The organism is Nocardia sp. NPDC047654 (assembly GCF_043205035.1).
Taxonomy (GTDB): Bacteria; Actinomycetota; Actinomycetes; order Mycobacteriales; family Mycobacteriaceae; genus Nocardia.
In genome coordinates, this window is sequence record NZ_JBIDDF010000003.1 from 134,710 (window position 1) to 157,451 (window position 22,742).

At 71.7% G+C, this 22,742-nt stretch carries 6 protein-coding genes (1 of these 6 running past the window's edge); 3 read left to right on the top strand and 3 right to left on the bottom strand.

The window, feature by feature from the left end:
* Window positions 1-17,465, top strand: partial view of a non-ribosomal peptide synthase/polyketide synthase gene (locus ACGF7Y_RS14080; protein WP_393233376.1) — the 3' portion only. Its footprint begins 7,813 nt before the window's first position; 17,465 of the gene's 25,278 nt are visible here — the last part of the coding sequence; its start codon lies off the left edge, out of view; its stop codon occupies window positions 17,463-17,465.
* A gap of 38 nt (window positions 17,466-17,503) precedes the next feature.
* Window positions 17,504-17,722, top strand: coding sequence for an MbtH family protein (locus ACGF7Y_RS14085; RefSeq protein WP_040870086.1), 219 nt, complete (start codon window positions 17,504-17,506; stop codon window positions 17,720-17,722).
* A gap of 59 nt (window positions 17,723-17,781) precedes the next feature.
* Here the strand turns inward: ACGF7Y_RS14085 and ACGF7Y_RS14090 are convergent, their stop codons facing one another.
* Entirely contained in the window at window positions 17,782-19,506 is a 1,725-nt protein-coding gene (locus ACGF7Y_RS14090; RefSeq protein WP_393233379.1) for a helix-turn-helix domain-containing protein, read from the bottom strand.
* Between the two features lie 72 nt (window positions 19,507-19,578).
* On the opposite strand from ACGF7Y_RS14090, the gene ACGF7Y_RS14095 reads away from it, so the two are divergent.
* A complete protein-coding gene (locus ACGF7Y_RS14095) occupies window positions 19,579-19,845 on the top strand; it encodes a hypothetical protein (protein WP_393233382.1) in 267 nt (88 codons plus the stop codon).
* A 285-nt stretch (window positions 19,846-20,130) separates the two neighbouring features.
* Here ACGF7Y_RS14095 and ACGF7Y_RS14100 read toward each other — a convergent pair whose 3' ends face one another.
* Together ACGF7Y_RS14100 and ACGF7Y_RS14105 are read right to left on the bottom strand one after the other, a co-directional pair.
* The gene (locus ACGF7Y_RS14100) at window positions 20,131-21,006 is read right to left on the bottom strand and encodes an aldo/keto reductase (protein ID WP_393233385.1); all 876 of its coding nucleotides are present in this window, start codon (window positions 21,004-21,006) and stop codon (window positions 20,131-20,133) included.
* 341 nt (window positions 21,007-21,347) lie between these two features.
* Complete coding sequence (locus tag ACGF7Y_RS14105; protein WP_393233388.1) at window positions 21,348-22,601, bottom strand: TetR/AcrR family transcriptional regulator; 1,254 nt, start codon at window positions 22,599-22,601, stop codon at window positions 21,348-21,350.
* Between the last annotated feature and the right edge of the window lie 141 nt (window positions 22,602-22,742).

Here is a 22,742-nt window from a genome sequence, read left to right on the forward strand (position 1 = left end):
GTCCCGGCCGCACCGGTGACCGGTTCGTCGCCGACCCGTTCGGCCCGCCCGGCGAACGGATGTACCGCACCGGCGATCTGGTGCGGTGGACCCGCGCGGGCGAGCTGGAGTTCCTCGGTCGCACCGATTCCCAGGTCAAGCTCCGCGGCCTGCGCATCGAACTCGGCGAGATCGAGTCGGCGCTGCTCGCGACGCCCGCCGTGACTCAGGCCGCCGTTCTGGTGCGCGACGATCGCGGCACGGGCGAGCAGCTGGTCGCCTACCTCGTGACGGACGCACCGTTCGAGATCGCGACGGTGCGCGACGCGGTGGCCCAGCGGCTTCCCGGCTATATGGTGCCGCAGGCGTTCGTGGTGCTGGACCGGTTGCCGGTGAACGCCTCCGGGAAGCTGGACCGATCCGCGCTGCCCGCGCCCGTGCTCGCGCCCGCGACCTTCCTGCCCCCGAGCGGCGCGACGGAAACGCTTGTCGCCGAGACCTTCGAAGCCCTGCTCGGGGTGACCGAGGTAGGCGCCGAGGACGATTTCTTCACCCTCGGCGGCAACTCCCTCAGCGCCACCCAGCTGGCCGCGCGGCTGGGCAAGGCCACCGGCGCCGAGGTGGCGGTGCGCACGATCTTCGACGCGCCCACGGTGCGGGCGCTGGCGCGGCGGATCACCGTGGACGGCCCGGTCGAGACCGCTGCGGTAGCGCTGCCGCCGCTCACGCCGCAGGAGCGCGGCGGCCCGATCCCGTTGTCGATCGCCCAGCAGCGCATGTGGTTCCTGAATCGGTTCGACACCACCAGCGGCGCGTACAACATCCCGTTCGCGCTGCGCCTCACCGGGGCGCTGAACGTGCCCGCGTTGGAGGCGGCGATCGCCGACGTGATCGCCCGGCACGAGACGCTGCGCACGATCTATCCCGAACACGACGACGGCGCGACCCAATTGGTGCTTCCCGCCGGGACGAAACTGGTCGAACCGGTCACACGGCCGGTTCCCGCGCAGCAGGTGCCCGAACTCGTCGCCGCGGCCGCGCGCACGGGGTTCGACGTCACCGCCGAGGTGCCGCTGCGCGTCCGCCTGCTGCGCGTCGAGGACGACCGGGCGGACGCGCAGCAGGTCCACATCCTGCTGTTCGTCGTGCATCACATCGCCGCGGACGGTTGGTCTTTCGCGCCACTCACCAGGGACCTGGCCAACGCTTACGTCGCACGGTGCGCGGGCACGGCGCCAACGCCGAGTTCCCTGCCGGTGCAGTACGCCGACTTCGCGATCTGGCAGCGCGCCGCGCTCGGCTCTGCCGACGACCCGGCCTCGGTGCTGTCGCGCCAGTTGGCCTACTGGACCGATCGGCTGGCCGGGCTGCCCGAGGTGCTGACGCTCCCGTCCGACCGGCCGCGTCCCGCGGTGGCCACCAACCGGGGCGGCGCGCTGACCGGCCGGCTGGACGCCGCCCTGCACGAGCGGATCCACGACCTGGCCGCCGCGCACCGGGTGACGCCGTTCATGGTGCTGCACACCGCGCTGGCCGTGCTGCTGAGCCGCTACGGCGCGGGCGCGGATGTCGTGATCGGCGCGCCGGTCGCAGGGCGCGGCGAGGAAGCGCTGGACGAGCTGGTCGGCATGTTCGTCAACACGCTGGTGCTGCGCATCGAGGTCCGCCAGGACGCGACCCTGGGCGAACTGCTGGCGTCCGTGCGCGCGGCCGACCTGGCCGCCTTCGACCACGCGGCGGTGCCGTTCGAGCAGTTGGTCGAGGCGCTGAACCCGGTCCGCTCGCAGGCGCACGCCCCGCTGTACCAGGTCGCGCTTACCTTGCAGAACCAGGCCGCGCCGGAGTTCCGGCTGCACCGGCTGGCCATCGCCGCGCTCGAGGTGGGCGCGGCGCCGATCCAGCTCGACCTGGACTGGACGTTCACCGACCGCTACACCGCAGACGGCGCGCCGGACGGCATCGACGCGCACCTGCACTACGCGCTCGACCTGTTCGACGAACCGACCGTCGCCGGATTCCTCGCCGCCTTCGAACGCGTGCTGCGCGCGATGGTGCGCGACGCCCGCATCCCGGTCGGCGCGGTCGAGCTGATGTCGCATGCCGAACGCGGCATGCTGCTGTCGGACCGCAACGCCACCGCGCACGCGCTGCCCGCCGAGACGCTGGACGACCTGCTCACCGCCCGCGTCGCCGCCACGCCCGATCGCGTCGGCGTGCGCTTCGAGGACGCGGCGGTGACCTACGCCGAGTTCGCCTCCCGGGTGAACCGGCTGGCCCGCAGACTGATCGAGGCGGCTGTGGGGCCGGAGGACATCGTCGGCCTGGCCGCCGCACGCTCGATCGACATGCTCGTGGCGATGTACGCGATCGTGCGCGCGGGCGCTGCGTACCTGCCGATCGATCCGGCGCACCCGGCTGAACGCCTGGGGCAGATCGTCGGAAGCGCCGCGCCGCGGCTGGTGCTGATCGCGGGCGGCGCGACGCTGCCCGCACTGGACGGTGTGGCCGTCCTCGATCTCGCCGATCTCGACCTCGACGGCGTCGCCGACGGCCCGGTCGCGGATGCCGAGCGCGTCGCCGCGCTGCGACCGGACAACACCGCCTACGTGCTGTTCACCTCCGGCTCCACCGGGCGGCCGAAGGGCGTGGCCGTCACGCACCGCGCGATCATGAACCAGCTGCGGTGGCTGGAATTCCGCTACCGGGTGACCGCGTCCGACCGCATCCTGCAACGCGCGCCGCTGACCTTCGACGTGTCGGTGTGGGAATGCTTCCTGCCGATCGCCGTCGGCGCGCCGCTGGTGATCGCCCGCCCCGGCGGGCACCTGGACCTGAGCTACTTCGCGAACCTGTTGCGCGAACACCGCATCACCATCGCCGAGTACGTGCCCTCGGTGCTGGCCGCGCTGCTCGGCGAGGGCATGGGCGACGCGCTGCGGTCGTTCCGGCACCTGCACTGCGGCGGCGAAGCGCTCACCCCGGACCTGCTCGCCGCGCTGCGCGGCAGCTTCGACGGCGCGGTGCACAACGCCTACGGCCCCACCGAGGCGGCGATCTCGGCGATCTACCACGAGTTCACCGACGCCGACGCCGGAGCCGGTCGGGACGTGGCCATCGGCCGCCCGTGCTGGAACACCAGGGCCTACGTGCTGGACGCCCGGTTGCGCCCGGTGCCGATCGGCGTCACCGGAGAGCTGTATCTCGCGGGCGACCAACTGGCGCGCGGGTATCACGCCCGACCGGGGCTGACCGCCGAACGATTCGTCGCCGACCCGTTCGGGGTGCCCGGCCACACGATGTACCGGACCGGTGACCTGGTGCGCTGGAACCGCGACGGCGATCTGGTGTATCTGGGCCGCAACGACTTCCAGGTCAAGTTGCGCGGCCAGCGGATCGAGCTGGGCGAGATCGAGGCGGTGCTCGCCGCCGCGACCGGCGTGACGAACGCGGCGGTGCGCGTGGCCCGCGACAGCGCGGGACAGGAATGCCTGATCGGTTACGTCACCGGGGCGGACGTGGCGCCGGAGGCGGTGCTCGACGAGGCGCGCGCCCAGCTGCCCGCGTACATGGTGCCCACCCATGTCGTCGTGCTCCACGAGATGCCGTTGACCACCGTGGGCAAGCTCGACCGGTCGGCGCTGCCCGCCGTCGAACTCTCCTCCGCCGCAGGGGAGTTCCGTGCGCCGCGGGAGGGGACCGAGGCGGTGCTCGCCACGCTGGTCGCCGACCTGACCGGTGCGGCGCGGATCGGCGCGGACGACGACTTCTTCGCCCGCGGCGGCAATTCGCTGCTGGCCATGCGGCTGGTCGCCAGGGTCAACGCCGCCTTCGGGTGCGCGCTGACCGTGCGCGAGGTGTTCGAGACGCCGAGCGTGGCGGGGCTGGCGTCGCGGGTCGCCCGGTCGGAGCGCCCGGACACCGCCGGGCCCGCGCTCGCCCCGGCCGAGCGTCCCGCGCGAATCCCGTTGTCGCTGGCACAGACCCGCATGTGGCTGCTGCACCGGCTCGATCCGGATTCGGCGGTGTACCACATCCCGATCACCATCCGGCTCACCGGTGCGCTGGACGGGGCGGCGTTGCGGGCTGCCGTGCGCGACGTGATCGATCGGCACGAATCGCTGCGCACCGTCTTCCCCGCGGATGCCGACGGCCCGACCCAAGTGGTGCTCAGCGGCGCGGATGTGCCCGAGCTGCCGCTGCACCCGATCGAGGTGACCGAACCGGACCTGCGTGGCGCGGTACTCGCGGTGACCGCCGAGAGTTTCGACCTGTGCGCACGTATCCCGGTTCGGGCGAGCCTGTTCCGCGTCGAGCCGGACGATCACCTGCTCGCCGTCGTGGTCCACCACATCGCCGCCGACGGCGTCTCCACCGCCCCGCTGGCCCGCGACCTCATGACGGCCTACACCGCGCGCGCAGCAGGGGAGACGCCGTCGTGGCGTCCGCTGCCCGTGCAATACGCCGACTTCACCCTCTGGCAGCGCGCCGCGCTGGGTTCCGCGGACGATCCGGACTCGGCGCTGTCGACCCAGATCGCCTACTGGCGGACCGAGCTCGACGGACTCCCGCCGGTGCTGGAGCTGCCCGCCGACCGCCCCCGCCCGGCGGTGGCCTCCGGGCGCGGCGCCACCGTCGAGTTCGCGATCCCCGCCGACCTCACCGGCTCGATCGCCGAACTCGCCCGGCGGCGCGGGGTCTCGATGTTCATGGTGCTGCACGCCGCCTACGCCGCGCTGCTCGCGCGGCTCGCCGGAGTGGACGACGTCGCCATCGGCACCCCGGTCGCGGGACGCGGCGAACAAGCGCTGGACGACCTGGTCGGCATGTTCGTCAACACCCTCGTACTGCGCACGCCGATCGCGGCGGACGCGTCCTTCGCCGAACTGCTCGCTCGCGTGCGCGAGGCCGATGTGCGGGCCTTCGCCCACGCCGACCTTCCCTTCGAGCGCCTGGTCGAGGAGCTGAACCCGGTCCGCTCGCAGGCGCATTCGCCGATCGTGCAGACGCTGCTCACCTTCGAGCAGCACGACGACACCGTGCTGCGCCTGCCCGGTCTCACCGTGTCGGCCTATCCGCTGGACAATCGCGTCGCCCAGTTCGACTTGGCCGTGGAATTGACCGAGCACCGCGCGGAGACCGGTAACGCGCTGCGCGGCGTGCTGCGGTACGCCACGGACCTGTTCGACCGGACCACCGTCGAGACGTTCGGGGCTCGCTTCACGCGGGTGCTGCGGGCCGCGGTGGCCGATCCTTCGGTGCGGGTCGGCGACATCGAACTCCTGGACGACGCCGAGCGGGCGCTGGTGCTCGACCGATGGAACGACACCGCCGCCGCCGTCGACCCGGCGGCCACGCTGGTCTCGCTGTTCGAGGCGCAGGTGGCCAGGACCCCGGACGCGCCCGCGGTCACGGTCGAGGGGCACACCATGGCCCACTCGTCGCCCGACCACCACCCCCACATGAGTAGCTACGCGACGCTCACGTACGCCGAGTTCGCCGGACGGGCGCGACAGCTGGCGCGCTGGCTGGCCGGGCAGGGCGTCGGCCCCGGCACCCCGGTCGCGCTCGGCATGCGCCGGTCGCTGGACCTGGTGCTCGGCATCTACGCGGTCACCCTCGCGGGCGGCGCGTACGTCCCGCTCGACCCCGACCATCCGGCCGAGCGGCTGGAATACGTGCTGTCGACCGCACGGCCGGTGTGCGTGCTCACCTCTGGCCTCGATCTGGACGCGGGCGCGGCACGACAGGTCCGGATCGACCGGCTCGACCTGACCGGCTACTCCACCGCTCCGCTGACCGCCCTCGACCGGCTCGGGTCACCCGCGCCCGGGCACACCGCTTATGTGATCTTCACCTCGGGATCGACCGGACGCCCGAAGGGCGTCGCGGTCACCCACGCGGCGATCGTGAATCGCCTCACATGGATGCAGTCGGCTTATCCGCTGGCCGCCGACGACGTGGTGCTGCAAAAGACCCCCGCCACCTTCGATGTTTCCGTCTGGGAGTTTTTCTGGCCCTTGGCTTTCGGTGCCCGGCTGGTGGTCACTCGTCCAGATGGTCATCGCGACCCGGCCCATCTGGCTCGCGTGATCGTCGAGCAGCGCGTCACGACGGTGCACTTTGTACCCTCCACGCTGGGGGTTTTCCTGGCGGAGCCACGCACGGGTGAGTGCATTACGCTGCGCAGCGTCTTCGCATCGGGCGAGGCATTGCCCGCGGTTACCGCGCAGCGGGCGCGAGAGCTGATCGGAGCGCGGGTGCACAACCTTTACGGCCCCACCGAGGCCGCTGTCGACGTCACCTATCACGAGGTGACCGACGAGGACCTGGTGTCCGTGCCGATCGGCAGGCCGGTGGCCAACACCCGCTTGCTGGTGCTGGACGCCCGGCTGCGGCCGGTGCCCGTCGGCGTGCCGGGGGAACTGTACCTGGCAGGCGCACAGCTGGCGCAGGGTTACGTGGCGCGCCCCGAACTGACCGCCGATCGGTTCGTGGCCGGTCCGTTCGGGCCCGCCGGGGCGCGGATGTACCGCACGGGCGACCTCGTGGCCTGGCGGCCGGACGGTGAACTCGAGTACCTGGGTCGGACGGACTTCCAGGTGAAACTGCGCGGTCTGCGCATCGAGCCGGGCGAGGTCGAATCGGCGCTGCTGGCGCTGGACGCGGTCGCGCAGGCGGTGGTGCTGGTGCGTTCGGACGAGCGGTTGGGCGATCAGCTGGTCGCCTACCTGGTCGCGTCGGGCCGCCGCGAGCTCGTCACCGAGCATGTGCGCGCCGCGCTGAGCGCCGAACTGCCCGCGTATGCGGTGCCCACGGCGTTCGTCGTCCTCGAGCGGTTCCCGGTCAACGCCTCGGGCAAGCTGGACCGGGCCGCACTGCCCGCGCCGGAGTTCGCGACCGCGGGCTACCGGGCTCCGGCCACCCGCGTCGAGGCGACCGTCGCGCGGATCGTCGCGGCGCTGCTCGGCGTCGAGCGCGTCGGCGCGGACGACGACTTCTTCGCCCTCGGCGGCAACTCGCTGATCGCCACCCGGGTCGCCGCCCGACTGGGCGCCGAACTGGACGCCGAGATCCCGGTGCGCCTGCTGTTGGAGGCGCCGACCGTGACCGCGCTGGCCGCACGGGCCGAACGGCTCGCGGGCACGGGCGCCAAGCCCGCGCTCGCGCCGCGGCCGCGTCCGGAACGCGTACCGCTCTCGCCGGCGCAGCAGCGCATGTGGTTCCTCAACCGCTTCGATCCCGCCGAGACCGTGCACAACATCGCGGTGGTGGTCCGCCTCACGGGCTATCTGGACCCGGACACCCTCGCCGCCGCCGTCGGCGACCTGGTCGGCAGGCACGAAACCCTGCGCACCGTGTACCCCGACCACGAAGGCATCGGCTACCAGCGCATTCTCGACGCCACCCACGTTCCGTCGATCCAGATGCTCGAGGCGGCGGGCGCGCTGCGGGAGTTCGTCGCCGCCCCGTTCGACCTGACCGCCGAGGTGCCGCTGCGCATCGGCTTGGTGACCCGGTCCGACCGCGATCACCTGCTGGCCCTGGTGGTGCACCACATCGCGGCCGACGGCTTCTCGATGGGCCCGCTGGCCCGCGATCTGGCCGCCGCCTACGCGGCCCGCGCGACACGCACCGCCCCGGTCTGGACCGAACTCGACCTGCAATACGCCGACTACGCGCTCTGGCAGCGCGAGGTGCTCGGCGCCGAGGACGACCCGCACTCGGTGGCCGCGCGGCAGCTGGCGTACTGGCGCGAGACGCTGCGCGCGCTGCCCGCTCAGCTCGACCTGCCCGCCGACCGCCCGCGCCCCCCGATCGCCTCGCACGCCGCGGCGAGCACGACCACGACGCTGCCCGGCGAGGTGGGCGACGGCATCGCCGCCGTGGCCGCGCGCTACGAGGCCACACCGTTCATGGTCGTGCACGCCGCGCTGGCCACCCTGCTGGCCAGGCTGTCCGGCACGGACGACATCGCGATCGGCGCGCCCGTCGCGGGCCGCGGTGACGCGGCGCTGGACGATCTGGTCGGCATGTTCGTCAACACTTTGGTGTTGCGCGCGCGGGTCCCCGGCTCGGCCACCTTCGCCGCCGTGCTGCGCCGGGTGCGCGAGCACGACCTGGACGCCTTCGCCCACGCCGACGTGCCGTTCGAGCGCCTGGTCGAGGCGCTCGACCCGCCGCGCTCGCAGGCCCGGCACCCGCTGTTCCAGATCGCGCTGTTCTTCCAGAACCTCGCGCCGGTCACCATGGACATGGCCGGCGTCGCCGTGGCCGAGCACGAATTCGACTACGAGACAACGCCGTTCGACCTCCAGCTTACCGTCACCGGCGACGCGCTGCGGTTCACCTACGCTACCGATCTGTTCGACGCCGCCACCGTCGAGACCTTCGGCGCGCGCTTCGTCCGCCTGCTCGCCGCGGTCACCGCCGACCCGGATCAGGTGGTCGGCGACATCGATCTGTTCGGTACGGGCGAACTGCACCGCGTGGTCACCGAGTGGAACGACTCCGCGCACACCGCCCTGGCCGACGAACTGCTGCTCGATGAATTCGAGGCGCAGGCCGCCGCGACGCCCGATGACCCGGCGCTGGTGTTCGTGCCCGACAGCGCGACGCCCCCGGCCACCGTGACCTACGGCGCCCTGGACCGGCGCGCCAACCGGCTGGCCCGCCACCTGATCGCGGAGGGCGTCGGCCCCGAATCGCTGGTCGCGCTGGCGATCCGGCGCTCACCGGAGCTGGTGATCGCGATGTACGCCGTGCTCAAAGCGGGCGGCGCGTACGTGCCGATCGACCCCGACCACCCCGCGCGGCGCAACGCGCACATTCTCGAGACCGCGCGGCCCGTGGCCGTGCTCACCACGACGGCCGACCGGATCGACGCGGGCGAGTCCGTCGCCACCGTCCTGGTCGACGCCATCGCGCTGGACGGCTACTCCGACGAGCCCATCGCGGCGGACGAACGTTCCGCGCCGATCCACCCCGGCAGCCCGGCCTATGTGATCTTCACCAGCGGCTCCACCGGAAAACCCAAGGGCGTCAGCGTGTCACACGCGGCGATCGTCAACCAGATGACCTGGATGCAATCGCGATACGGCCTCACCGCCGACGACGTGTACCTGCAAAAGACCGCGACCACGTTCGACGTGTCGCTGTGGGGCTATTTCCTGCCCCTGCGCGTCGGCGCCACACTGGTGCTGGCCGCACCGGACGGCCACCGCGACCCGGGCTACCTCACCCGGGTGATCGCCGAACGACGAGTCACCATCACCGATTTCGTGCCGTCGATGCTCAGCGTCTTCGCCGGGCACGTCGCGTCCACCGGACACAGCGCCGCACTCGAGTCGATGCACACGGTGTTCGTCATCGGCGAGGCGCTGCCCGCCGAAACCGTGCGGGCGTTCGGCGCGGTGAGCGCCGCACGGGTGCACAACCTGTACGGCCCGACCGAAGCGGCGGTGAGCATCACCCACCGCGACGTGACGGGCGAGAGCGACCGCACCGTCCTGCCGATCGGCAGCCCGGAATGGAACAGCCGGGTCTACGTGCTGGATTCGCGGCTGCGTCCGACGCTGCCCGGTGTCGCGGGCGAGCTGTATCTCGCGGGCGTCCAGCTCGCGCGCGGCTACCACGGCAGGCCGGATCTCACCGCGGACCGCTTCGTGGCCAACCCGTTCGGCGCGCCGGGGCAGCGGATGTACCGTACCGGCGACCTGGTGCGCTGGGACACCGGCGGCGACACCGCCGAACTGGTGTATCTGGGCCGCACCGACTTCCAGGTGAAGTTCCGCGGCCAGCGCGTCGAACTCGGCGAGATCGAGGCCGCCCTCGCGGCAGCGCCCGCGGTGGCGCAGGCGGCGGCCCGGGTGGTCACCACCGTCACCGGCGACGACCACCTGGTCGGCTACCTCACCGCCGAGCCGGGCACGGCGCTGTCGGATGCCGAGGTGCTGCGCGCCGCCGCGGCCGCGCTGCCGTCGTACATGCTTCCCTCTGCGCTGGTCACGCTGGACGCCTTCCCGCTCAACGCCTCCGGCAAGCTGGACCGGAAGGCGCTGCCGGAACCGGTGTTCGACCGCGTCGCCTACCGCGCCCCGGTGACGCCCGCCGAACGCGTGGTGGCCGACGCCGTCGAATCGGTGCTGGGCTCCGGCCCGATCGGCCTCGACGACCACTTCTTCGCCTTGGGCGGCAACTCGCTCAGCGCCACCCGGGTACTGGCCAGGATCGGCGACCGGCTCGGTCGCCGCGTCCCGGTGCGGCTGCTGTTCGAGGCGCCGACCGTAGGCGCGCTGGCCGAACTGCTCACCGTGGACGCCGCCGCGACCGAGCGGGTGGTGCCGCTGGTGGCCGGGCCACGGCCGGAACGGATTCCGCTCGCGCCCGTCCAGCGCGGCATGTGGTTCCTCAACCGGCTCGACCCGGCTTCGCCCGCCCACAACATCCCGGTCGCGCTGCGCATCGAGGGCGAACTGAACGTCGACGCCCTGGCGGCCGCGTTCGCCGACGTCGTGGCGCGGCACGAGAGCTTGCGCACGCTGTACCCGGCCGACGCGACCGGCGCGGGTCACCAGGTGATCCTGCCTCCGGACAGCGCCGCCGTGCGATTGACGGTCGAAGCGCCGGACGACCGCGCCGTCGACGACCGGATCGCCGAAATCCGCACCGCCGGTTTCGATGTCACCGCCGAGGTCCCGGTGCGTGCCACACTGCTGCGCGAGCACGCCACGAGTCACGTACTGGTCGCGGTGGTGCACCACATCGCGGCCGACGGCTACTCGATGAGCCCACTGCTGCGCGACCTGCTGACGGCCTATCTCTCCAGGGTCCTCGGCACGCGCCCCGTCTGGCCCGCTCTCACCGCCCAATACGCCGATTACGCCCTCTGGCAGGACGCCGAGCTGGAAAACGCCGCCGCGCAACAGCTTCCGTATTGGTCCGAGACGTTGCGCGACCTGCCCGACGAACTCGAGTTGCCCGCCGACCGTCCACGTCCGGCCATCGCGACCGGGCGTGGCGCGAACGTGCGGGCCAGAATCGGCGGCGGTGTCGCCGCGCGCGTCACCGAACTGGCCGCCCGTCACGACGCGACGCCGTTCATGGTGGTCCACGCCGCCCTCGCCGTCCTGCTGGCTCGCCTGTCGGGCTCCGACGACATCCCGATCGGCACTCCGGTGGCAGGCCGCGGCACGGCGGCCCTGGACGACCTGGTCGGCATGTTCGTCAACACCGTGGTGCTGCGCACCCGCCCGGACCAGGACCGCTCCTTCGCCGACCTGCTCGCCCGGACCAAAGCCGTCGATCTCGCCGCCTTCGAGCACGCGGGCGTGCCGTTCGACCGGGTGGTCGACGAACTCGACGTCGAGCGCTCCCAGGCACGGCATCCGCTGTTCACCGTGGCGCTGAGCTACCTGAACGCCGGAACCGGTCCCTTCACCGTGCCGGGCCTCGAGCTGACCGCCGTCGAGTTCGACGAGCCGGTGGCTCGATTCGACTGGCAGTTCACCGTGTCCGCCGAGCCGGACGCCGACGGTCATCTCGCGGTCGAACTGGACTACGCCACCGATCTGTTCGACCGCGCCACCGCCCGCGCCGTGCTGCGCCGCTTCGGCAGGCTGCTCGGCGCGCTCACGGCGCGACCGGACGCGCCGATCGGCACGCTCGACCTGCTGGCGCCCGCCGAGCGCGCCGACCTGCTCGGCCGCCGGGGCGACGCGCCGGTGCCGCCGCACACGCTGGCCGAACTCATGGCCGTCGCGGTCGCGTTCGACCCGGACGCGGTCGCGCTGGTCGCGAGCGACCGGCAGCTGACCTACCGGACGCTGGACGAGCAGTCGTCGCGGTTGGCGCGCATGCTCATCGGACACGGAATCGGCGCCGAGGACGTAGTGGCCGTGGCGGTGCCGCGCTCGATCAGCTCCGTGCTCGCGGTGTGGGCGGTGGCCAAGACCGGCGCGGTGTTCGTTCCGGTCGACCCCACCTATCCGGCCGAGCGGATCGCGCACATGCTCACCGATTCCGGTGCGGCGCTGGGCCTGACGATCGCCACCTGCCGCGCGGCACTGCCCGGTGCCGTCGATTGGCTGGTGCTGGACGCGCCGTCCACGGCGGCGCGGATGCGCCGCAACAGCGGAGCACCGATCGATGCCGCGGAGCTGATCCGCCCCGTGCGGGTGGAGAACCCGGCCTGGATGATCTACACCTCCGGCTCCACCGGCACGCCCAAGGGCGTGGTCGCCACCCACGGCGGCCTCGCCGGAGTCGCCCTCGCGCAGCGGGACCGGTACGCGGTCACCGCCGACGCGCGCGTCCTGCACGTGGCCTCGCCCAGCTTCGACGCGTCCATGCTCGAACTGCTGCTGGCCCTGTCCGCCGGGGCGGCGCTGGTGATCGCGCCCCCGGGCGTCTACGGCGGCGCGGAACTCACCGCGCTCATCCGCGACCGGCGGGTGACGCACGCGTTCCTCACCCCGGCGGTCCTGCCGACGCTCGACCAGGCCGAGCTGAGCTGCCTGCGGCAACTCACCGTCGGAGGCGAGGCCTACGGCCCGGATGCGGTGCGGCACTGGGCGGCCGGCCGGTCGTTCCACAACACCTACGGCCCGACCGAGACCACCGTCATCGCGACGATCAGCGCGGCGTTGCGGCCCGGCGATCCCCTCGATCTGGGCACGCCGATCCACGGCATGTCCGCGCTGGTGCTGGACGGCAGGCTGCGGCCCGTGCCGGTCGGCGTCACCGGTGAGCTGTACCTGCGCGGTCCCGGCCTGGCCCGGGGATATCACGCGCGGCCCGGTCTTTCGGCGTCCCGGTTCGTCGCCGACCCCTACGGCCCCGCGGGCGGACGGCTCTACCGGACCGGTGACCTGGTGCGCTGGACCCGATCGGGCGCACTGCGCTATGTCGGGCGTTCGGATCAGCAGGTGAAGGTGCGCGGCCTGCGCATCGAACTCGGCGAGATCGACGCCGCGCTCGCGGCACACGAGACCGTGCGCACGGCCGTCACCGTGGGCCACACCGACGCCTCGGGCGCGGTGTCGCTGGTCGCCTACGTCGTCGCCGCGCCCGGCCACACGATCGTCGTCGCCGACCTGCTGGCGCACGCCGCTCGCTCGCTCGCCGGGTACATGGTGCCGAGCAGCCTGCTGGTACTCGACGAACTGCCTCTGACTCCGGTCGGCAAGCTGGACCGCGCCGCGTTGCCGCGGCCCGAGCTTCGCGCCGCGCCGTTCCGCGCGCCCGGCACCGAGGTCGAGCGAGCGGTGGCGCGAACGGTCGCGGAGGTTCTCGGACTCGAGCGCGTCGGCGTGGACGACGACTTCTTCGCTCGCGGCGGCAACTCGCTTTCCGCGACCCAGCTGGCCGCGCGGCTCGGGGACCGGCTGGCGGTCGCTGTCGGCGTCCGCGCGGTGTTCGAGCACCCGACGGTCGCCGCGCTGGCCCGCGCGCTCGAGATCGCCTCCGGCGCGACCCCCCGACCCGCGCTCACCCGGCGCGCGCTGACCGGCGCCGTGCCCCTTTCGCTCGCGCAGCAGCGCATGTGGTTCCTCAACCGCCTCGATCGGCAGTCCACCGCCTACAACATCCCGCTCGCGGTGCGCCTGACCGGCGAGCTGGACGTGGCGGCGCTGAACGCCGCGATCGGCGACGTCGTCGCCCGCCACGACGTGCTGCGCACGGTCTACCCGCTGCACGCGTCCGGGCCGGTGCAGGTCGTCTTGCCGGTCGCCGACAGCACACCGGTGCTGGCGCCCATCGCCGTCGCGGCCGACGATCTCTCCGCGGCGGTGGCCGACTTCGTCGGCGGCGGGTTCGACGTCACCGACACCGTCCCCGTCCGCGCCCGGCTGTTCGCCCCGGTGGACGGCGCCGCGGCGGATCCGGTGACCGAGCACGTGCTCGTCGTCGTGGTGCACCACATCGCCGCCGACGGCTCGTCGCTGGCGCCGTTGGCCCGCGACGTCATGGTCGCCTACGCGGCACGCAGACGCGGAGCCGCGCCGGACTGGTCGCCTCTTCCGGTGCAATACACCGATTTCAGCGTGTGGCAGCGCGAACTGCTCGGTGCGGAGGACGATCCCGCTTCGCTGCTGGCGCGTCAGATCCGATTCTGGACCGAGACGCTGGCCGATCTGCCCGCGCAGCTGAACCTGCCCGCCGATCGCCCGCGCCCCGCCGTCGTCGCGACGCGCGGCAGGCACGTCGATTTCGCGATCGCCCCGGACCTGCACGCCCGGCTGACCGAACTCGGCCGCGAATCCGGCGCGACGCTGTTCATGGTGCTGCACGCGGCGTTCGCGGTGTTGCTCGCCCGCCTCTCGGGCACCGCGGACATCGCGGTGGGCACGCCGGTGGCCGGGCGCGGAGCGGCCGAACTCGACGACGTGGTCGGCATGTTCGTCAACACGCTGGTCCTGCGGGCCCAGGTCGACGCGGGCGAGGGTTTCGCGGGTCTGCTCGCCCGCGTCCGCGCCGCCGATGTCGCGGCCTTCGCGCACGCCGACGTGCCGTTCGAGCGTTTGGTCGAGGTGCTCAACCCGGAGCGGTCCACCGCCCGCCATCCGCTGTTCCAGGTCGGCTTCTCCTTCCACAACCAGGCGGAAGCCGATTTCTCGCTGGACGGATTGACCGCCACCGCCGCCGATTTCGACTCCGAGGTCGCCCAGTTCGACCTGCACCTGGTCGTCACCGACCGCTACGGCCCCGGCGGAACCCCGGCGGGCATGGCGGCCTCGCTCACCTACGCCACCGCCCTGTTCGACGAGTCCACGGTGGCCGGTTTCGCCACCCGCCTGCAACGGCTGCTGAACGCGGTGTGCGCGGACCCGCGGCTGCCCGTCGGTGATCTCGCGCTGCTGGACCCGGCCGAGACCGAGCGCGTGCTGGTGACCTGGAACCGAGCCGGGCAGGCATTCGCCCCGACGACGCTGATCGCCGCGTTCGAGGCGCAGGCGGCAAGGACGCCACAAGCGATCGCCATGGTCGACGACGCCACCACGCTCACTTACGCGGAGTTCGCCGCGCGGGTCAACCGCCTGGCCCGGGTGCTCATCGCACGCGGTATCGGCCCGGAGAAGCCGGTGGCGCTGGCCATTCCGCGCAGCGTCGACCTGATCGTCGCGATGTACGCGGTGGTGACGGCCGGTGGCGCGTACGTGCCGCTGGACCCGGCGCATCCGCTGGAACGCACCGCGAGCGTGCTCGCCGCCGCGGGACCGCACCTGGTGCTCACCTCGGCGCGCGAGCCGATGCTGCCCGTGACGGCATCGGAACACGGTGTGGTGCTCGATATCTCGACCGTCGCCGACACCGTCCCCGATCACCCGGTGCGCGACGACGAACGGATCGCCGCGCTCTCGCCCGCGAACACCGCGTACGTCATCTTCACCTCCGGTTCCACCGGTGTGCCGAAGGGTGTGGCGGTGCCGCACGCGGCGGTCGCGCATCAGCTGGACTGGATGCAGTCGGAATACGCGCTCGGCTCGGACGACGCGGCGCTGGTGCTGACCTCGGCCGCGTTCGACCTGTCGGTGTGGGAGTACTGGTGGGCGTTGCGAACCGGAGCCCGGCTGGTGCTCGCCCCGCAGGACGCGCAGCGCGACCCGGCGGGCCTGCTCGACCTGGTTCGCCGCGCTTCGGTGACGACGCTGACAATGGTGCCCTCGCTGCTGGCGATGCTGGCCGAAGCCTGCGGCGAGCGCGGGCTACCGCGTTCGCTGCGCCGGTTGCTCGTCATCGGCGAGGCGTTGCCCGCCGCGACGGTGCGGCGGGTCGAGGCGCTCACCGCGGCCGAAATCGACAACCTCTACGGGCCCACCGAAGCCGCGGTGTCGGTCACCCGGTTCCGGGCGGAAACCGGTATCCGGCAGGCGCTGGTGCCCATCGGCACGCCCCAATCCGGTAACCGGGTCTACGTGCTCGACGACCGGCTGCACCCGGTGCCCGCCGGGGTGGCCGGCGAGCTGTACCTCGGCGGCGCGCAGCTGGCCCGCGGCTATCACGGCCGAGCCGAACTCACCGCGGAACGGTTCGTGGCCGACCCGTTCGGGCCGGCGGGCGCCCGCCTGTACCGCACCGGCGACATGGTGCGCTGGGCCGCCGACGGCAACCTCGAGTACGTCGAGCGGCGTGATTTCCAGGTGAAGATCCGCGGCTACCGCATCGAACTCGCCGAGATCGAGCACGCCCTGCGCTCGCGGCCCGAGATCGGCGCGGCGATCGTCCTCGCCTACGACACCGACGGCGCGAACGCCGTGCTGGCCGGCTATTTCACCGCCGCCGAGCGGCTCGACCCGGGCGCGTTGCGCGCCGCGCTGGCCGATGTCCTGCCGAGCTACATGGTGCCCACGCAGCTGCGGCAACTGGAGACCTTGCCGCTCACCGCGAATGGCAAGGTCGATCGCGCGGCCTTGCCGCGTCCGGAGTCGCACGCGCGGGAATCCCGCGCCCCCGGTACCGATCTGGAACGTGCCGTGTGCGCGGACTTCGCCGAGGTGCTCGCCGCCGAGCGGGTCGGCCTGGACGACAACTTCTTCGAACGCGGCGGCAACTCGCTGCTGGCCACCGGTTTGGCCGCCCGCCTGACCGCGGCGCTGGGCGAGCAGATCCCGGTGCTCTGGCTGTTCGCCGCGCCGACGCCGGCGCGCCTGATCGCCCAGCTGGAGCAGCACCGCTGCGGTCGCGGCCGGGTCGACGCGGCCGCCGCGTTCGACGTCGTGCTCGCGCTGCGCACCGGCGGCGCTCGGGAGCCGCTGTTCTGCATCCATCCCGCCGGTGGTGTGGCGTGGTCCTTCGCGGGTCTGGCGGCGCACCTGGACCCGGAGCGGGACGTGTACGGCATCCAGTCGCCGATGCTGAACCCGGGCGAGGCACTTCCGGAGACCATCGACGACTGGGCGGGCCGGTACGTGCGGGAGATCCGCGCCGTGCAGCCCGAGGGGCCGTACCACTTGCTCGGCTGGTCGCTCGGCGGCGTCCTGGCGCACGCGGTGGCGACGCAGTTGCAGGAGCAGGGCCAGCGGGTCGCGGTCCTGGCCATGATGGACAGCTCGCTGCGGGCCGAGGCGGAGGAGTCCGCCGCCCTGCCGGTCGCCGATCTGCTCGGGGGGTTGCTCGGCGAAGCGGCCGATGACGGGGACGCCGAACTGGACCTGCCCCGGCTCGCGCTCCGGCTCGCGCGTCTGCCCGAGCCGTTCGCCTCGTTCGGCGCCGACCGACTCGACCGAGTGCTGAGCGCGGGGGCCGGGTCACTGGAGTTGATCCGGCGCTACCGCCCCCGCCCGTACAAGGGCAACCTGCTGTATTTCACCGCCGCGCTGGACGACCCCACCGGCGCCGCGGGCGCCGCGAGCTGGGCCGACGCCGTGGACGGCACCGTGCACAACCACGCGGTGCACGCCTCGCACTGGCGGATGACCTCGGAGTCCGCGCTGGCGCGGATCGGCCACGTCCTCACCGCGGCACTGGCGGACACCGAGCGCCCCTAGACCCCCCCTGACCCGACCAGGAAGAAGGAAGATCCGAAATGACCAACCCGTTCGAAAACGACGACGCCAAGTTCTACGTCCTGATCAACAAAGAGGGCGAACACTCCCTGTGGCCGGTCTTCGCCGCCGTCCCCGGTGGCTGGACCATCGCCTACGGCGCCGCCAATCGCAAGTCCTGCCTGGAGTACGTGGAGACGCACTGGGTGGACATGCGCCCCAAGTCGCTCATCGAGGCCATGTCCAGCGAGGCGAACTGACCACCTGAATGCGCGGGGCGCGCCGGTCCCCATCCCCTTGCAGGCCGGCGCGCTCCGTCTCAGGCCTTGACCTGCGCCGAGTCGATCACCGCGTGCGCACGCTGGCGCCATTCACCGACGGCTCTGGTGCGCAGGCCGCCGAGCGCCGAGTCGAACTGCTTGGCGCGCTGGGTGACGGTGAGCCCGACGTAGGTGTGCGCGTTCGTGATGGCGCTGGTCGCCACCGCGCAGGCTTCCTCGATCTCGCCGGAGGCCAGCAGCGCCGTGGCGTGCTCGAAGCGGACCAGGGCGGGCTCCATGGTCTCCGACGGGTCGTACAGCGCCATCGCGCGGGCGGCCGCCACGGCGGTCTCGTCGGCGCGGCCGAGGCGCGAATATCCGATCGCCTGATAAAAGGCGAGTTTCTCCGGGCGGAAAGAAAAGATACCGACCGAAAGGTCTTCCGGCCCGACGTCTTCCAAAGCCGATGCCGATCGCGTGATACAGCGCGCGAATTCGTCGGCGTGCCCGAGACTGGCGTGCGCGCGCGCCGCCATTCCCCACAACCACGCGGCGGCCGCGCCGTAGGACGGATTTTCTTGCAATCGTCCGTCGAGTAACTGCAAAACTTCCTTCGGCTTATCGCTATAGGTGGGCAAATACGCGAGCCCGGCCAGGGCGATGTCCTCCGAATAGCGGTCGCCGATGTCCTGCGCGGCATGGATCGCGGTGGCATACCACATCCGCGCCTGGCCGAAATGCCCCTCGTTGAACAGGATCTCGCCGACCACGTTCGCCAGTCTGCCCGCCGTGCGCACCAGCCGGACCTGATGATGGGTGGGCTGCCGTTCGCCGAGACAGCTGCGGACCATCCGGAATTGCTCGAGCCCGGTCTGGAGCAGTTCGTGCGGCGGCACCTGCACCACCCGCGTGCCGAGGACCTCGGCCGACTGCTCCAGGAACGCCAGTCGCCGTTCGCTGATCGACCCAGCGTCGAGGGTTGCCAGCATCCGTTCCGGTTCGCTCGCCACCAGGTCCGCCGCCTGGCCTGCCAGGCCCGCGCCGATGCAGGCCAGCAGTTCTCGCCTTCTCACGTCGTCTTCCTCGACTTCCTTGTCGAGCCCGATTTCCCTACCGAGCTTGGTGTGCCTTTCGGGCGCCGAATCGGCGCTTTCGTAGTCGGGGGCGGTCGCCCGGCCCGTGACGATCGCACGCTCGAATCGTTCGGCGACGACGGAATCTACCTGCGACAGGACTCTGTCGAGGAGACGCTGGCTAGCGGCGTGCATCCGGGTTGTCCGGCCGTTCTCCCACAGGACCACGGTGCGCGGTGTGACGCCCACCAGACGCGCGAATTCGTAACGGCTTCGCTTCATCGCCGTGCGAAGCGCATGTACAGCTTCGCCCGTCCAGTCGACCTCCACCATAGGTCTCTCTTCCTCGCTCCAGGCCGCTACAAACGGAAAGTACTCGCAATTACCGCATTCGGGTCTGTTATCTACCGAATCGCAACGCGCACTGTTGAACCGCACCCGGCATCGGGGGTCCGCCCAAACCCTGTCGAGGGCGCCCGTTGTCCGGAACCCGGCGCACGGTCCCGACACGGCCCGATCCATCCGTGTCGAGCGCGATCCGGCGGCGCCTTCTCGGTGCCGGGTGCACTGCCCAAGTGGAGGTGAAAGATGGACGTGTTGCACTCGGACGTCAGAGAATTGTGGCTGGTACAAAGCCGCGACTGCACGCAGGAACCACTCGGCCTGACCTACGACCGCGCACGGTTTCTCTGCGCCGTCCACGCCGGTCACGGCGCGAGCTGCCGTCAGTACCTAACCGCGTCGGCGTTCTGTTTCCGGCAGGACGCCGGCCAGTAACCCGCCGTGGAACCGCTGCTGAGCATGCTCGGCGCGTGCACGCTGCTGGTGGCCGCCATCATCGGTGTCGGATCGTGTCTGCCGCACGGCCGCGCCGAGGACGCGCACCGCCCGCCCGAGCATCCGTTGACCATCGAACAGGCGCACCGGGTGATGCAGGGCCACCGCCCTTGCCGCGCCGACGCCTGCCCCCGCAAGCGGGCGGCCTTCCGCACCCTGGTCGCCTCCGGCCGCGTCGTCCCCGACAGCCGGGCCGACGGATACTCGCGCTGACCGACCGTCGGCGCACCGAACTCGTTGCCGCCCAGCGTGATCCGCCCGGCAGCGCAGTTCACCCACCGGTCGGGACTCGGCGAGGGAGTCCCGACCGGTACCACCGTCCCCCACCCTCTCCCCGAGCTCCCGATCCCGAGTCGATGTCGGAGGGGAACATCGACCCACACCCGCCTCGGCGCCGCCGGTCGTGAGTGGCACACGGCTGCGGCGAAATCGCGAGTAGACCTCTCGCTGATGTGCCACTCGTGGGGAACCCGGGATGGGCGGGCGGTCGGTTCCCCTCTATTCGGTGGCTGCCGAGAGGGCCTCGAATTCCTCGTCTGTCAGCGTGATTCGCGCGGCGGCGATGTTCTCCTCGACGTGCGCGACGCTGGAGGTACCGGGGATCGGCAGCATCACGGGGGAACGGCGCAGCAACCAGGCCAGGGCGAGTTGGGCGGGGGACGCGCCGTGGTCGGCGGAGATGGCCGCGAGCGGTCCGCCGGGGGCGGCGAGTTCGCCCGTGGCGATCGGGAACCACGGGATGAAGCCGATGTTCTCCTGCTCGGCGTAGTTCAGCACGTCCTCGTCGGCGCGGTTGGCCAAGTTGTACAGGTTCTGCACCGAGACGATGGGGGCGAGTTCGCGTGCCTGGCGCAGCTGTTCGACGGTGACCTGGGAGAGGCCGATGTGCCGGATCTTGCCCTCCTGCTGGAGCGCGACGAGTTCACCGAGCTGGTCGGCCAGCGGCACCTGCGGGTCGATGCGGTGCAGCTGGTACAGGTCGATGCGGTCGACGCCCAAGTGGCGGAGGCTGAGTTCGGCTTGCTGGCGCAGGTATTCGGGCCGGGCGACCGGACGCCATTCGTTGGGCCCCTGACGCGTGAGACCGGCTTTGGTGGCGATCACCAAGTCCTCCGGGTACGGCCGCAGGGCCTTACGGATCAGCTTCTCGCTGACGAACGGGCCGTAGGAGTCGGCGGTGTCGATGAAGTTGACGCCGAGCTCGACCGCGCGGCGCAGAACGCGTACCGCCTCGTCCGGGTCTTTGGGGTCGCCCCACACCCCGGGGCCGGTCAACTGCATCGCGCCGTACCCGAGTCGATGCACCGGAAGATCGCCGCCGATGGCGAAGGTTCCGGACGCCGCCGCGGTCTGCGGGTCGAGATCTGTGCTCATGTGGATGTTCCTTCCGAAGTCGGAAACTGCGTGAATGCTCTACCAGCGTCGCGCCGGTCCGGGTGCGCGCTCTCCTGCCGCAACAGCGCTGTCGCGAGGTCGATTCCCACCGCGGTGTTCGCCGGTGGCGTAAACACCCACCGGGTCCCCGGCCGACCCGACATCGACACCTGCGCTCACGTCCGGCGCACCGGCATCCCCCCGGTGGATGGCACGTGCCCCACCGTACTCGGCCCACCCGCAGCGAGTGGCACACCACCGAGGACACCACCGAGGGACCTACTCGAGAAATGGCGCAGCCATGTGCCACTGGTGGGGCGTTTCGTCCGCGAATCGGCGGGCTACGCCGTGGGGGCCGCAGGCCGGTCGAAGAGGATCGCCTGCATCAGGCGGATCACGCGTCGCGGCGAGCACGCCGGGTCGGTGGAGCCGAAACGCTCACCCAGGTCGACGACCAGTGCGAACGCGGCGTGCACCAGCAGGCGCGTCTCGGCGGCCGATAGCTCGGGCCGCACGCCGACCAGCAGTTTCGCCCACTCCTCGACATTGAGGCGCTGGATGTTGCGCAGCACGGTGCGCTCCTCCGGCGGCACGTTGCTGATCTCGGCGTAGTAGACGAAGGTGAGCTCGCGCTCGGCGAACGAGCCCGCCACGTACAACTCGATCAGGGTGTCGAGCGCTTGCTCCGGCGTCTCGGCGGCGGCGACGGCGGGTCCGATGGCGGCCGACACTCGATCGGCCGCCCGGCGGAACGCCGCCGTGAGGATGTCGCCCTTGCCACGGTAGAACCGGTACACCGCCGATGAGGCGGGCAGCCCGGCGGCGGTCGCGATGTCCTCCACGCTGACGTTCGGGTATCCGCGCTGGTGGAACAGCTCGACCGCGCGCATCAGCAGCAATTCGTGTTTGAAGGTCAGCGGGATCTCGGTCGCGGCGAAGCGCTCGGCTTCGGCGTCACCGGCAGGCGGCAGCTCGCACGCGGCGAGTGCGCGGCAGGCCGCCGTCAGCCGCGCGGTGAGCGCCCGCACCGGAATCGACACGTGGTGATCGCCGATGCTGCTGAGCACACTCAGCTCCGCGGCGGCGAGCACGGAGCGGTCGGCCTTGGGCAGCGCGGGCCTGGTCTCCGCGAGCAGCGAGGTGAGCGCCGCGTTCACCCCCGCGAGCTGATCGGCCAGGGTGGCCGCGTCGGCGTTCTCCAGGTAGCGCCGCTGCCAACGCAACAACGCGGCGCTGCGCCGGTTGGCGATCGCCGCGTCGATCAGGGCGTCGAGGACGCGTTCGAGCCGTTGCGCCGGGGGCAGGCCGGTGGCATCCGGCAGCCGGGCCGCTTCCTGACTGACCGTGCCCAACCGCAGCACTTCCTCGCGGAACAGCGCGTACTTGCTCGGATAGTGGCGATACAGCGCCGCGGAGCTGATGTCGAGCCGGGAGGCGATGTCGTCCATGCTGACACCGTGGTAGCCCAGCGCACCGAACGCCTCGGCCGACGCGGCCGCGATCTGCGCGCGGCGGTCGCGTGGGCGGCGCCGGATCACCCGTGCCGGTGTCCCGTCGGCCGCCTTGTCCGCAGCGTGGCGGTCCTGGGCACCCATGCCGCGATGGTAGCCCAAGCCAACGTTTGGTACACCGATGCTGCCCTGCCTGGGGAACAAGTGAATGATAGATCACAAAGAAGCTGTGAACTGGCCTTCATGTCGCACTATGGAGCCGTTTGATCGAGAATTCTGGATAAC